A 14448-nucleotide genomic window follows, 5' to 3' on the forward strand; every position below is an offset into this window, starting at 1 on the left:
AAATACATAATATAATTTTGTAGATATACGAAAAATGAGCGAAAATAAGGAGGCGTAAATGGAAGCGAAGAATTGAGTAGGGAGGAGTACGGGGAAAAGCCCTGATAACAGAAAGTTATACCTTCATTCCCTTTCTTAATTGGATTTTCCCCGCAGGCAGGCGTTACAATAAGGACGGAAAAAACAGACGGGCAGCCGGGTCAGGGCTGCGGGGCTGATAGAGATGGCGGAGTGCAGGAAAGACTCCGAGAGAATATGACAAACCAAATGGAGGAAATCAAAACATGGGGAAATCACTTACCAGAAAGATTATTGAGTCACATTTCGTATCGGGCGATATGACGCCGGGCAAAGAAATTTTTATCAAGGTGGATCAGACATTGACACACGATATCAATGCCGTTATGACTTATCTGGCATTCGAGGCGATCGGGCTGGACCGTGTCCGCACGGAGTGCAGCGTCAGCTACCTCGATCACAATTTATTATATGTAGATAATAAGACGCCGGACGACCACATTTATTTGCAGTCCGCAGCAAAGAAATTCGGCGTGTATGTGTCCAGACCGGGCAACGGCATCTGCCATACCGTTCATGTATCCCGTTTTGGTGTGCCAGGCAAGGTATCGATGGGCGGAGACAGTCACACACCGCATGGCGGCGCGATCGGTATGCTGTGTATCGGTGTCGGCGGCATGGATGTAGCAACGGCGATGACGGGTGTTCCGATGCGTCTGACGATGCCGAGAGTCGTCCGTGTCAACCTGACCGGTAAATTAAGACCGGGCTGCAACTCGAAGGAAGTTATCCTGGAAATGCTTCGCCGCGTGACCATTAAGGGCGGTCTGGGAAATGTATATGAGTACGTGGGACCGGCAGTTGCCGAGATGGAGATTCCGGCACGTGCGACTATCGCAAACATGGGTGCGGAAATGGGCGCGACCACTTCCATTTTCCCGGCAGATGCACAGGTAAAGAGATTTCTGGCTGCACAGGGACGTCCGGAAGCATACACAGAGCTTCTTCCGGATGAGGACGCCGAGTACGACGAGACGATCGATATCAATTTAAGCGAGTTAGAGCCGTTGATCGCATGTCCGCACCAGCCGGACAATGTTATGCCGCTGCATCAGGCGGAAAAGAAGAGAGTACAGCAGGTATTTATCGGAAGCTGTACCAATGCAAGCTATGCCGATATTGCAAAAGCAGCACTTGTATTTAAGGGACATCATGTGAATGAGGATGTAAGCTGTACCTGTGCGGTTTCTTCCAAGCAGGTGTACCGTCAGCTGATGCGCGATGGATATGTGGAGATGCTTCTGGATGCAGGTGTCCGTCTTTTGGAGATTGCCTGTGGTCCGTGCTGCGCAATCGGTCAGACTCCGGCGACCGACGGTGTGGCAGTCCGCACCTCCAACCGTAATTTCAAGGGACGTGCCGGAAATCCGACCGCGAAGATTTACCTTGTCAGCCCGGAGAGTGCTGCGGCAACTGCGATTGTGGGAACTTTCGCAACGGCAGAAGATATTATGGGTGAAAATGTGAAGATTCTGGATACCATCCATGAGCCGGATCAGTACGATATTGATGATTCGATGATTCTGCCGCCACTGTCACCGGAAGAGGCTGCCAAGGTGGAGATTGTCCGCGGACCGAATATCAAGTTTCTTCCGGTTCCGGAGCCGCCGCAGGAGACACTGGATGCTCCTATCAGCTTAAAAGCCCGTGATAATGTATCCACCGATGATATTACACCGGCAAGTGCTGAGTTCAGCAGCATGCGTTCCAATATTCCGCTGATGTCCCAGTATTGCTATCACCGCTATGATCCGGAATTTGCAGCCCGTGCGAAAGAAATGGGACAGAGCATCATCATCGGCGGTGAAAACTATGGACAGGGTTCCTCCCGTGAGCATGCGGCTATTAATCCCATGTATCTGGGTGTAAAAGCGGTCATTGCCAAGAGTATTGCCCGTATCCATAAAGGAAATCTGGTAAATCATGGCGTAATTCCGATGCTGTTTGAGGATGGAGCTGATTATGAACGTCTGGAGCAGACGGATGAACTTCATATCGATAACCTGCGGGAGCAGATTGCAGCACACCGTGTGCAGATTACTGATAAGACAAAAGGATTTTCCTTCTGGGTTAAATTAGAACTGACAGATAAGGAAATCGAAGTTGTCTTAAATGGCGGACAGCTGAGAACACTGAAAAAACAGCTGGAAGCAGAGAAAGAAGCGTAGTCATTTATTAATTATGCCTCCATTATATTTTTTATATACAATAACTACTTATTCACCAACTTATTTATTTTGGGAAAAGGCGCCTGTGCGGATGTGCAGGCGCTTTTTCGTGCGACTTGACGGAAGAAAGACATTTGTAGTAATCTTGTGGTAGAATAAGAGTGAAGATTGTGAAAGAAATTGAGAAAAAGACATTGTTTGGAGCGCTTTTTGGATATGCGGATTCAACAAGGATAACACAGGAAGAAACAGCGTATCCAAAAGCGGCAGAAGAGAAAGAAAAATAACGACAGAATCAATTTAAGCGATAAAATGGGGGATGTTCCGTGAGAGATACAGACTGGCAGATTTTACAGGCACTTTATAAAAATCCAAATATGACGAAGGTTGCCAATTCGTTTTACATGACGCAGCCGTCTTTGACCAAGCGGCTCAAGCAGATGGAGGAGGAATTTGGCGTGACGATCGTCAACCGGACGCCGAAGGGGCTTTCGTTTACACCGGAGGGACGCTACCTTGCCGATCAGGCGGAGCGGTATCTGGTGTTTATGAAGGAGACGACGGAGACGCTGGCGGCAATGCAGAAGAGCACGGAGGAGACGATCGTGATCGGTTCTTCCTATACATACAGTAAATACATGCTTTCGGAACTTTTATTCCAGTACCGGAAAGAACATCCCAGGGTGCAGTTTGAGGTCGTGACGGATCAGAGCGATGCGTTGTTTCGCAAGCTGCTTGACGGGACGGTGGATGTCGGATTTATCCGCGGCGATTATGAGGGGGCGCTGGAGCGCATCCGGGTCGGTAAAAGCGCCGCCTGTCTGGTGACGAAGGAACCGGTTAAGATGGAAGATTTGCCGGGGTTAGATCGGATCGAGTATAAGACGAATGACCGGACAAGAGAGATTCTGGAGCGCTGGTGGAATGAAAATTTCATCACCCCGGTCGGGAATGGTATGCCAGTTGGTTATATTGATGTGGCATGGCAGATGATAGAACGAGGGTTTGGTTATACACTTTGTTTTCTTCCAGAACATTTTGCCAATGAACACAACCTGTGTCTGACCCCGCTTTTCTGGAAAGATGGGACGCCGGTGGAACGGAATACCTGGTTTTTCTATCCGAAGAGTAAGCGGCTGTCCCCGGCGCTTTCGCAGTTTGTGGAGTATGTGGCGGAAGGTGCGAAAACTGGGAAAAATAGAAAATAAAATTCATCCTGAGTTATTCACGAAGCAATCTCTAACCTAAAAATTGCACCATGAATCGAAAAAATGATCCGTTCAATAATTTTACCACAAATGGGTGCTTTTTTCATTCATTTAACAAGTACAAAGCAATATGCAATTAAAATGTTGAGATAAAGGAGAACTGGAAGAAATGCGGGAACTAGACTGGCTGATTCTTAGAAAATTATATGAAAAACGCAGCATCAGCAAGGCGGCGGAGGATTTGTACGTGACACAGTCCGCCCTGACGAAGCGCGTCAAGGCAATTGAGCAGGAATGGGGCATAGAGGTTGTCAAACGGAGCAATCAAGGTGTAACATTCACAGAGGATGGACGATATCTTGTAAAAAAAGCAGGTATCATGCTAGATTTTCTCGGCGAGATACGTGAACATTTTTCAGAACGCCATGGAGTCAAGGAATTGGTGCGCGTCGGTGTCCCGAACTCCTTTGCAAGACTCCATATGCCGAAACTTCTGAAAGGTTATGTGGACGCGTACAACCGCCTTCAGTTTAAGACATTTCCAAACTCCAGCGATATGCTGATCCGCCAGATTACTGACGGAACGATCGATATCGCGATCGTCTGTGGCGATTATCCATTTCTTGGAGAGAAAATCTGCCTGTTTGAGGAAGAACTTTACATCATGGCGCCGATGGGGACCGCACTGGAGGACGTCGAGCACCTGCCAATCATCGAATCATATTTAAATCCGATGGTAAAATTGCTGCTCAACCAGTGGTGGAAGGATCACTTTGGAGAATCCCTCCATGCCGCTCATTTCGTCCCATATTCGGATATCGCGATCGAGATGGTAGAAAATGGACTTGGCATCTGCTTTCTCTTCGGCTCCGACTGGGCGTTTGACCGCAGCCGTTTCCAGCTCATCCCGATCTACAATAAAGAACAGGAACCTGTCTCCCGCCGCGTCTGGATGATGCTTTCCGATTCCTGCTATCGGAACCAGGATATCATGGATTTTATATCCTTTACAGAAGAATATTATCACATCAATAAGATAGAGCGGAAATAAATATGGTAACAGGCGCAGACCCAAGAGCGCAAGCATTTTCTGGAAGAATATCCCTGGGACTGCGCCGTCCCTCTCGCGATCTCATCCATCATCCGCACCATTCCATTCCGGAATACCCCTACATTCAAATCCTGAATTTCCATTTGTCAATTCTCCATGTTACAATTTTATCAAACCAAGAAATAAAGAATCCGCATATTCGAGGGAACGCGGATTCTTTGGGTAAAAATAAAATGCATTAAAAGGGTCAGGAGGAAACAAACATGAGTTACGCATACGTAGGATGCCGTACCACCCGCGAGAGAAATGCACGCGGCAAGGGCTTAAAGGCTTACGAAATTTCGGAGGCAACCGGCGAATGGAAAGAGATTCAGTGCTTAGAGACGCTGCCGAATCCGTCCTATCAGGCGATGGATCTGGAGGAGAAATATCTCTACTCCGTACACGGCGACAATACGCAGGTCAGCAGCTATAAGATCGAGGCAGACGGAACCTTATCTGCCTTAAACACCATCGAGATCGGCGGCAAGAATCCGGTCTTCATCACACCGGACCGAACCAACCGCTACATGGTAGTGGCAGCCCTGCAGGGCGGCGCTGTCTATGTCATCCGCCGCAATGCGGACGGAAGTCTGGGAGAGATTGTCCACACTGCGCATATGGCAGGAAAGAAAGAAGGCGCTATCTCCTTTGCACACCAGTGTATTTGGGATCAGAAGAAAGAATACCTTTTTGTTGTATGCCAGGCGAGACTGCAGGGCTACGGACAGATCGTCGTATTCCGTTTTAACCCGGAGGACGGCAGCCTGACACAGACCGACTGCTACCGCGGACGCGAGTACGATGAGCCGCGCCACGTATCAATTCATCCGAATAACCGCTTTGTTTACTTAATCAATGAAAAAGGAAATTCGATGACCTACCTTTCATTTGATGACAAGAACGGTAAATTAAAGGCGCTGCAGGTACTTCCGACTCTGCCAGATACCTATACGGGCGAGGGACAGGCGAGTGCATCTTTGCTCAGCAAAAATGGCGAGATTCTCATCGGTTCCAACCGCATCCATGAGTCTATCGTGCTCTACCGCATCGACCAGAACACTGGATATATGAAGGAATTAGGCTATTACCCGACTCTGGGTCTGACACCACGTTTTATCTCCTTCAACCGCGATTACAGCCTGTTTTATGCGGCAAATGAGGACAGCGATACCATCGTAGAGATGCGTCTCTGCGAGGAAACAGGCCGCATGGAATACACGGGACGGATCATCCACACCGAGAGTCCGGTCTGCATTACATTTCGATAGGAGGTTGCTATGAACTTAGGTCTTATTTCTTTAATCTGCCTTCTGGCAGCCATTGTGATTGGATTTGTGAAAAACTGTAACGTCGGTATTCTCTGTACCGGTATCGCTGCTGTGCTGGCGCTGGTATTCGGCATCAAGGCGTCCGATATCATCAAGGGATTCAGTGCATCCCTGTGCATCCAGATGGTCGGTATTACTTATCTGTTTGCGATTATTAACGGAAACGGAACCCTGGAACTTTTAGCACGCAAGATGGTAGCGCTGGTTGGCAAACAGAAACGTCTGATTCCGTTTGTTATCTATATTTTAGGATTTATCATCAGTGCCGTAGGACCGGGCGCAATTCCGAGCCTGGCAATCATCCCGGTTATCGCAATCCCGGTTGCGGCATCCGCAGGCATCAACCCGATTATGACGGCGATCATCGGTGACCTGGGCGTTATGTCCGGACGTATGAGTCCGCTGACCCCGGAGGCAGCCGTTGTCCGTGAACTGATGGCAGCACAGGGACTGGAGGCAGACACCGTTCCGATCATGTTCTGCCTGATTCTGACGGCGTTGGCAACCATGGTACTTGTCTACATTTACTATAAAGGCTGGAAAGTGGATGTAAAGGCAGTCGGAAAAGAAGCAGAGCTTCCGAAATTTACCGGAAAACAGCTCCTTTCCCTGGCAGCACTGGCTGGTCTGGCAGTCGGCGTTCTGTTCTTCTCCTGGAATGTCGGTCTGATGGGATTTTTAATGGGGTCGCTGTTAATTATCTTTGGCTGCGGTGATGAGAAGAAAGCAGTTCAGATGGTGCCGTGGAATGTGATTATTATGGTTTTGGGCGTTGGCATTTTAATGAATGTTATCTCCCTGTCCGGCGGTATCGATATCATGGTAGCGGCTCTGGAGCATGTTATGAGCAAACGGACTGCTGCGATGATCATGGGTATTACTTCTGGGTTTATGTCCTTCTTCAGTTCCGGTCTTGGAGTTGTATTCCCGACTCTGATTCCGACAGCAAGCGGACTGGCTTCAACGCTGGGAGCAGATGCCATCGAACTGGTATCGGTGATTGTAATCGGTGGAACGATCGTAGGATTTACTCCGATTTCCACAACCGGCGCGCTCATCATGGCAGGTGTTTCTCAGCAGGAGAATGCGGAAGAACGTTTCCCGCAGAACCGTATGTTTGTAGAGCTGTTTGCCGTTTCCTTCCTGGCACTGGCAGTGGTAGCGGTATTTTCTTTCCTGGGTATTTACCATCTGTTTGTATAGTGGAAAAAGAAAGCATCATATCGGATAGATGAAAGAGCCGGGCAGAAGCCTGTAAAGATATGGTTTGAGAATAGGAAGAGGAAAATATGACAGCAGAAGAGAGAATGATGTGGGTGGAGCGCTATAGCGCCCTCCCGACCGGAAATGTGGCAGATGCCATGGACGGACTTGGTTTAAAACGCGGCAGTGTGCTGGGACTTCATCCGATCGATCCCTCCCAGAAGCGTGCAGCCGGATTTGCCCGCACGATTTTGCAGAAGCGCCGGAGTACACCGTGGGACGGCGTGAACCTGGCAAAGCACGGAAAAGTGATCGATGACAAAACGGAACCGGGCGACCTGCTGGTGATTTCCATGGGCGGTATCATGAATGTATCGACGGGCGGTGACCTGCTGGCACTCCGGGCACAGCTTCGCGGCGTGCAAGGCGAGCTGACCGACGGCTGCCTGCGCGATATCGATGACATCGCGGCATTTGGTTTTCCGGCATATAGCGCCGGAACTGCACCAAACAAGAGCGCTTACGATATCGAGACAGTCGGCGTGGATGTGCCGGTGACGCTCTGCGGCGTCCTGATTTTTCCGGGCGACATGGTCGTGATGGACCGGACCGGCGTGGTCGTGGTTCCGTCCGGAAAGATCGCGGAAGTCTACGAATCCGCCTCCCGGATCGCGAAGCGCGAGGAGCGCGTGGCGGTTCATCTGCGCGAGGGAAAGACGCTGACGGAGTCGCGAAAGCTGGCAGCGGCGGAAGTCGGGCAGTAGGACTCAAAAATCGGCATATGACTTAAAAATAAAATTTGAATGACTCATTTATGAGCATATAAAAGCTCATAAATGAGTCATTTTTTGCATTATGAAAAAAATGAGACAAGAACGAGTCATTCCTGGAAGGTTATCAAAAAAATAAATAAAAATTTTAATTCGACAAAAACCTTGTATTTACAAGGAAAACCTCGAATTTTTTGGAAAATAAAAAAGAAAAATATTAAATAAAATCGAAAAACGTAAAAGTTGGCACGGAACTTGCTGTATATATGAGTATCAAGCAAAAGTATCAAGCAAAAAGAAAAATATATTACATGGAGGGAACACATTATGAAAGTTGGCGTATTGAAAGACATCAAAGTAGGCGAGTACCGTGTCATCGCAACCCCGGCAGAGGTAAGCATGCTGGTAGGTGACGGCAATGAGGTTTACGTTCAGAAGGGCGCGGGCGAAGGTTCTGGATTCCCGGATGAGGCATATGTGAAAGAGGGCGCGAAGCTGGTTGATACAAAGGAAGAAATTTATGCAACCTGCGATTTCGTCGCAAAGGTAAAAGAGTTTGAACCGTGCGAGTACAAGCTGCTCCGTGAAAACCAGATCGTATTTACCTGCATCCATCCGGCAGCACATCCGGAGGAGGTACAGGCACTTCTCGACAGTAAGTGTATTGCATTTACCGCAGAAGATTCCCACCGTTACGGTTCACCGAACTGTGAGGCAGCTGGTAAGGCGGGTGCACTCTTTGGCCTGGAATCCCTGCTCTCCATCAACGGCGGCAAGGGCAAATTCGTCAACGGTCTCGGCGGTGCTCCGGGCGTTAAGGCGCTGGTCATTGGAGGCGGCGTGGTAGGACGCGCAGCAATCTCTGTTCTTCATGCGCTGGGCGCGTGGGTAACGGTTATGGATATTAATATCGGAACCCTGCGTGATATCGGAAAACAGTTCAATGAGGAAGTCAACACCCAGATTTCCAACCGTTATAATCTGAAAAAGATTTTACCAGAGATAGATGTCGTATATAATTGTGTTAGATGGCCGAAGGATGCCAAAGAATACATGATCGACCGCGAGATGGTCCGCTCGATGGAGAAAGGTTCCGTTATCGTAGATATTAGCAACGATTATGGTGCAATCGAGACATTCCATGAGACCACCCATGAAAATCCGCGCTACATCGAAGAAGGTGTCGTACATTATTGCGTAAGCAACATTCCGGGCGCAATTTCCCAGTCTACCTCGATCGCATACGCAGCATCCGTACTGCCGCACTTCAGAAGCATCATCAACAATGGCGTGGCGCAGGCGTGTGCAAAGGATGGTTTCCTGCGCCGCAGCTTAACCACCTACAAGGGATACTTAACCCATGAGGAGACAAGTGCTATCCAGGGCAGACCGTGGGTTCGTCCGGAAGACATCTTAGAGATCGCAGATCAGAAACTGGATCTGGCTCCGTCGGCAACCAAGAGCCATTCGGATAACTTTATCAAATTAGAGAAGTGATTTTCAGATAAAGGATATCGGCAGAACGCTTTTCGTGAAACGTATGGGGATACGGATGAAAAGCGCTCTGCCATTTGAGGGGAGAATAGAAGCGCTTCCAGATGGGAAATAGCTGGAGGCGCATTTGATACAGAAGAATAGGAGGGGTATCTGTGAGTGTTACAGACATTTTAGTGGACTTTGCGATCGCATCGTTTTTTATCGCGGTTGGTCAGCTTTTACGTGCAAAAGTGCCGTTGGTACAGAAATTTTTCATTCCGCCAAGCATGATTGCCGGATTTATCGCGCTGGCACTCGGGGCGCAGGGACTGGGAATCCTGCCGTTTTCTGAAAATATTGGTTCTTATGCAAGTGTTCTGATTATCCTGATTTTCGCAGGTGTCGGAATTAATGGATTTTCTTTCAACAAGAAAGATTTTAAAGCGGAAATTGACCGGATTGGTTCTTATTTTTCCTATAAAGTGTTGGCACAGGCGATTCAGTTCTCACTGGCACCGTTGTTTAGTATTTTAGTAATTTCGAAATTATTCCCGAACATTAACTATGGCTTCGGTCTGCTGCTGGCAGCTGGTTTCTCCGGCGGACACGGAACGGCAGCGGCTGTTGGTACCGCGTTTGAGAGACTGGGTGATCTGGATGCAATGGATATCGCGATGACCTGTGCAACTGTTGGTATTTTATCGGGTATCTTTGGCGGTCTGTTCTTCATCAAGCTGGGAACGAAAAAGGGCTGGACCAAATATATGAAAGGCTTCAATCAGATCTCCGATGATCTGCGCTGTGGTCTGGTGCCCAAAAATGAGCGCAAGTCGATGGGCGAGGAAACTATTTCATCCAACGTCCTGGATCCGCTGGCATGGCATCTGGCAGTGATGCTGATCGCATCCGGTATCGGTGTGGGACTCAGCAAGGGAATCTATGCAGCGATCGGTCTGGATCTGCCGAATTACCTGATGGCATTTTTGACCGCGATCGTGATGTTCCTCGTTTTCCGAAAAGTCGGCGTCGGTGATTATATTGATGAAAATGTAGTGGGACGTATCTCCGGTACTGCGACGGATTATCTGGTGTTTTTCGGAATCGCTTCCATCAAACTGGCAGTTATCGTTAAATATGCAGCTCCGCTGGCACTTCTTCTGCTCTGCGGTATTGTAATCGTAGTGGCAACCCTGATGTTCTTTGGTCCGGCGATGAACCGCGGCAGCTGGTTTGAGCGCGCGATCTTCGTATTTGGCTATTCAACGGGCGTTTTTGCGATCGGCTTCATCCTTCTTCGAATCGTTGATCCGGAAAACCGCTCCAAGACGCTGAACGATACTGCATTTGCAGCGCCGTTTACAACTCCGGCAGAGATGTTTGCGTGGTCGATGGGACCGATGATGCTCTTAAATGGCAGCCATTGGAAGTTTATCGGCATCTATTTGGTAATCATGGCAGCATGCATCATCGCAAATATCGTATTTAAATGGTGGTGGCTGAAACTTCCGCTGGATCGCCCAGGTGTGGAGGAGATCGGATAAACTTGTCTTTGCCTGTTTCCTCTGATACACTTGGAACAGGTGTAAACATAACACCGTTGTCAGGCCGGATGAACGCAGATTCAAGTCGAACGTCCGTGAGACTTGGCGCGTGATTCCGGTCAGCGGTGTTTCAGACAGGGGAGAAATGCATGGAGTTTTTAAGACAGTTATTTCATGGAAAAGGATATATTGACGGAATCACGATCATCAACCTGGATGGCGAGATTCTGTTTTCAGCAAAGTTAAATAGTAAATTTTCAAACCGGAAAGAGAGAGAAGCTTACCAGGCGCTGGTGGGACAAAATTTTTTCGATGTATTTGAAAACCTGAACGCTAAGAACAGCAGCATGATCCGAGCGATGGAGGTCGGACTGCCGGTTTACGTGGAAAATCAACTGCTTCAGACCAAGGGGCAGGAGGGCATCCATATCAGCTCTCTTTCGATTCCGATCAAGAGCGGGCGCGCCGTGGTGGGCGCGATCGATCTGTCGATGGAGGAGATGACAGACGGCGAGGAAGAGCCGGAGAGTGTGGAACTGACTTCGGAACAGATCCCGGTCGGCGGCGCTGGAAAGCTGAAAAAACACAGCGGCGCATCTTTTACGATGGAAGATATCATCGCAGTGGATGAAAAAATGAAAAATGCCAGAGACTATATACCGGTGGTGGCGGCGTGCGATCTGCCGGTTATGATCTATGGGGAAACGGGAACCGGAAAAGAGGTGTTTGCACAGTCGATCCACAATGCCAGTGAACGGAGGGATAAACCGTTTATCGCGCAGAACTGTGCGGCGTTGCCGGATACCTTGCTCGAAAGTATCTTATTTGGAACGTCCAAGGGCGCGTTTACCGGGGCAATGGAAAATAAGGGACTCTTTGAGCTGGCGGACGGCGGAACACTGTTTCTCGACGAGATCAATTCGATGCCTCTGTTTTTGCAGTCAAAGCTTCTGCGGGTTCTGCAGGACGGCAGTTTCCGCAGCCTGGGCGGCAGTGAGACGAAACGCACGAATGTGAAGATCATTGCGGCGACCAATGTGGAACCGCTTGAGGCGATCGAGAAAGGACAGCTTCGGCGCGATATTTATTATCGTCTGAGCATGATGTCGATCCGGATTCCGCCGCTGCGGGAACGGAAGGCGGATATTGGACATTTTGTCAAGTTTTATGTAAACAAACACAATGGCACGTTCCACAAGCAGGTTCAGTATGTGTCAAAGGATCTGCTAAAAAAACTGGAAGAATATGACTGGCCAGGCAATGTCCGGGAGCTGGAACACGTGATCGTTTACGGCATGAGCATGGTGGATGAGACGAGCGCCCTGCTCCAGTATAAAGACATCAAGGGAAAGCTTCTGCTGGAAAAGCAGGCGGACAGGAAAAAGACGCCGGAAAGCCTGGAAGAAGTTCCAAAACTCTGCTCGTCGCTTCGTGAGGCGGTGGCTGCCTATGAGGAAAAACTGATTTGGCAGGCGTTGGAGGCGGCGCACGGAAATATATCTGAGGCAGCGCGGATTCTGGATGTGCCGAGGCAGACGCTGCAGAGAAAGGCGAGCCAGCTGCGGGGCGAAAAGGCGAAGGAAAAACAGGAAAAAGAAATCTGAGCGATGGAGGATAGATACGGAAAATTGAGGACGATGCGGGAAGCAGAACCAGCAGAATCAGCCCGGAAAGGATGGAACGCTCAGACAGAATAACAGGAGGAAATGCAGAAATGGAGAAATACATTGGAAAATATTCTGTAAAAGATTTTTTATATCTGATTCTGGGCGCATTTATCTACAGTATCGGCACGCACAGCTTTATTGAGACGGCGGATATTGCGCCGGGCGGTGCGGTCGGCGTGGCACTGATGTTAAACCATGTGACGAACCTGCCGGTCGGACGGCTGACACTGATGGTCAATGTGCCGCTTTTAATATTGGCGTGGTTTCATTTGAGCCGTGCCTTTGCGCTGCGGACGGCGTTTGCGTGCGGAATCTGTTCGGTGGTGCTTGACTACGTGATCGCCCCGGTCTTTCCGGTTTATATGGGCGACCAGCTTATGGGAAGTCTCTACGGCGGCATTCTGGTCGGCGTCGGCATGGCGTTCATCTTTCTGTCCGGTTCGACGACGGGCGGCAGCGATGTGGTCGGCTACCTGCTCCAGAAGAAATATCCGCATGTCTCGATCGGGCGCGCCCTGATGATGATCGATGGAATCATCCTCTCCACCTCGATCTTCGTCTTTGGAAATGTCGATGCGGCACTGTTCGGACTGATTTCCCTGTACGCGCAGACGAAGGTCATCGACATGATCATCTACGGAAATGATGCCGGAAGCGAGGCGTCGATCGTGACGAAATACCCGCAGAAAATCGCAGAACGTGTCATTAAGGAAATTGACCGTACGGTAACGCTGCTTCCGGGCAAGGGCGGCTACAGCGGCGAGGACACGACGGTGGTTTTATGTACCGTCCGCAAAACGGAGTTCAATCGTTTAAAACGCATTATTGCGGAGACGGATGAGAATGCGTTTGTGATTGTGAAGGAAACCTCGGGCATTTTTGGACTTGGGTTTAAGGATGTAGCGGAGGCACAGCAGTAGGAGCCGGGATTGGAATTAGAAAATAGCGGGATATGCCGCGAACAAGGCGAATATAGATATTATAAGAATGCATCAGGAGCGGTGCACTTGAACGAATGGTTTGAAACACACCCGTTTCTAAAACAAATGCGAAGGCGGCTGTCAGTGGAATTGGCAGTCTGCCTTCTTTTATTTTGCGGCGTCTTTCTGGCGGCACGGTATGCGGGGCTGGCATCAGCGGGGGCGGACGCTGTGCTTGGAAAGAAAAAGCCGGTTGTTTTCTTGGACGCCGGGCATGGGGATTTTGATCCGGGAAAGGTGAGTGTGGACGGAAGCCTGGAAAAGGACATCAATCTGGCAATCGCGAAGCGCCTGAAATGGTATCTGGAGCAGTCGGATGTGGAGGTCGTGATGAGCCGGGAGGATGACCGGGGACTTTACGATACGTCAGCCGGAAGCCGGAAAATGTCCGACATGAAAAACCGCTGCGCCCGCGTCGAGGAATCCGGCGCGGATTTGGTCGTCAGCATCCACCAGAACAGCTACCACCAGGAGGACGTATCCGGTGCGCAGGTATTTTATTACCGGAAGTCAGAGAAGGGGAAACGGCTGGCGGAAATACTGCAGAAGCGCTTCGACTATGCGCTGGGAGACCAGAACCGCAGAAAAGCCAAACCGAATGACAGCTATTATCTCCTGCTCCACGTCAAATGTCCGATTGTCATCGTCGAGTGCGGATTTTTGTCTAACTGGAAAGAGGCGGCACTGCTGAAAACAGAAGAATATCAGGACCGCGTGGCGTATACGCTGCATATGGGGATTATGGAGTATCTGAATGGGCGCTGAAACCTTGAACTGGCGAGGAATCTTGTGTATACTAGGAGTACTTAGCGAGGTATTTTCGAGCTTAGTACGAGTCATGCCGCGCATACTAGGAGTACTTAGCGAGGTGTTTTCGAGCTTAGTACGGAAGATAGATTTATTCATTGTAAGATAGTAGAAAGAAGAATCAATATG

12 protein-coding genes are annotated in these 14448 nt (G+C 49.4%); 11 read left to right on the forward strand and 1 reads right to left on the reverse strand.

Annotation, left to right across the window (positions count from 1 at the left end):
- The first annotated feature begins 284 nt into the window (after nt 1-284).
- From DW931_RS11610 to DW931_RS11620, 3 genes are all read left to right on the forward strand, one after another.
- A complete protein-coding gene (locus DW931_RS11610) occupies nt 285-2246 on the forward strand; it encodes an aconitate hydratase (protein WP_118469335.1) in 1962 nt (653 codons plus the stop codon).
- Nucleotides 2247-2572: 326 nt separating this feature from the next.
- On the forward strand, nt 2573-3454 hold the full coding sequence (locus DW931_RS11615; protein WP_118469334.1) for a LysR family transcriptional regulator: 882 nt from the start codon (nt 2573-2575) through the stop codon (nt 3452-3454).
- Between the two features lie 169 nt (nt 3455-3623).
- A complete protein-coding gene (locus DW931_RS11620; protein WP_118469333.1) occupies nt 3624-4505 on the forward strand; it encodes a LysR family transcriptional regulator in 882 nt (293 codons plus the stop codon).
- Here DW931_RS11620 and DW931_RS15965 read toward each other — a convergent pair.
- The gene (locus DW931_RS15965) at nt 4478-4648 is read right to left on the reverse strand and encodes a hypothetical protein (RefSeq protein ID WP_182426676.1); all 171 of its coding nucleotides are present in this window, start codon (nt 4646-4648) and stop codon (nt 4478-4480) included. The genes DW931_RS11620 and DW931_RS15965 overlap by 28 nt on opposite strands.
- 120 nt (nt 4649-4768) lie before the next feature.
- Here DW931_RS15965 and DW931_RS11625 point away from each other — a divergent pair, with 120 nt between their 5' ends.
- The 8 genes from DW931_RS11625 to DW931_RS11660 all read left to right on the forward strand — a co-directional run bounded on the left by DW931_RS11625 (nt 4769) and on the right by DW931_RS11660 (nt 14277).
- Nucleotides 4769-5815: a beta-propeller fold lactonase family protein gene (locus DW931_RS11625; RefSeq protein WP_118469332.1), complete on the forward strand. Its 1047-nt coding sequence runs from the start codon at nt 4769-4771 to the stop codon at nt 5813-5815.
- A gap of 9 nt (nt 5816-5824) precedes the next feature.
- Nucleotides 5825-7078, forward strand: coding sequence for an SLC13 family permease (locus DW931_RS11630; RefSeq protein ID WP_118469331.1), 1254 nt, complete (start codon nt 5825-5827; stop codon nt 7076-7078).
- Nucleotides 7079-7164: 86 nt separating this feature from the next.
- Nucleotides 7165-7842 carry an RraA family protein gene (locus DW931_RS11635; protein ID WP_118469329.1) on the forward strand — a complete coding sequence of 226 codons (678 nt, stop codon included), beginning with the start codon at nt 7165-7167 and terminating at the stop codon, nt 7840-7842.
- A gap of 333 nt (nt 7843-8175) precedes the next feature.
- On the forward strand, nt 8176-9345 hold the full coding sequence (locus tag DW931_RS11640; RefSeq protein WP_107001824.1) for an alanine dehydrogenase: 1170 nt from the start codon (nt 8176-8178) through the stop codon (nt 9343-9345).
- 152 nt (nt 9346-9497) lie between these two features.
- Entirely contained in the window at nt 9498-10865 is a 1368-nt protein-coding gene (locus tag DW931_RS11645) for a sodium/glutamate symporter (RefSeq protein ID WP_022358860.1), read from the forward strand.
- 149 nt (nt 10866-11014) lie between these two features.
- Nucleotides 11015-12469: a sigma 54-interacting transcriptional regulator gene (locus DW931_RS11650; RefSeq protein ID WP_118293786.1), complete on the forward strand. Its 1455-nt coding sequence runs from the start codon at nt 11015-11017 to the stop codon at nt 12467-12469.
- 110 nt (nt 12470-12579) lie between these two features.
- Complete coding sequence (locus DW931_RS11655) at nt 12580-13452, forward strand: YitT family protein (protein ID WP_118469328.1); 873 nt, start codon at nt 12580-12582, stop codon at nt 13450-13452.
- 87 nt (nt 13453-13539) lie between these two features.
- A complete protein-coding gene (locus tag DW931_RS11660) occupies nt 13540-14277 on the forward strand; it encodes an N-acetylmuramoyl-L-alanine amidase (RefSeq protein WP_333489847.1) in 738 nt (245 codons plus the stop codon).
- Nucleotides 14278-14448 lie beyond the last annotated feature (171 nt).

It is taken from the genome of Clostridium sp. AM43-3BH (genome assembly GCF_003479985.1).
Taxonomy (GTDB): domain Bacteria; phylum Bacillota; class Clostridia; order Lachnospirales; family Lachnospiraceae; genus Otoolea; species Otoolea fessa.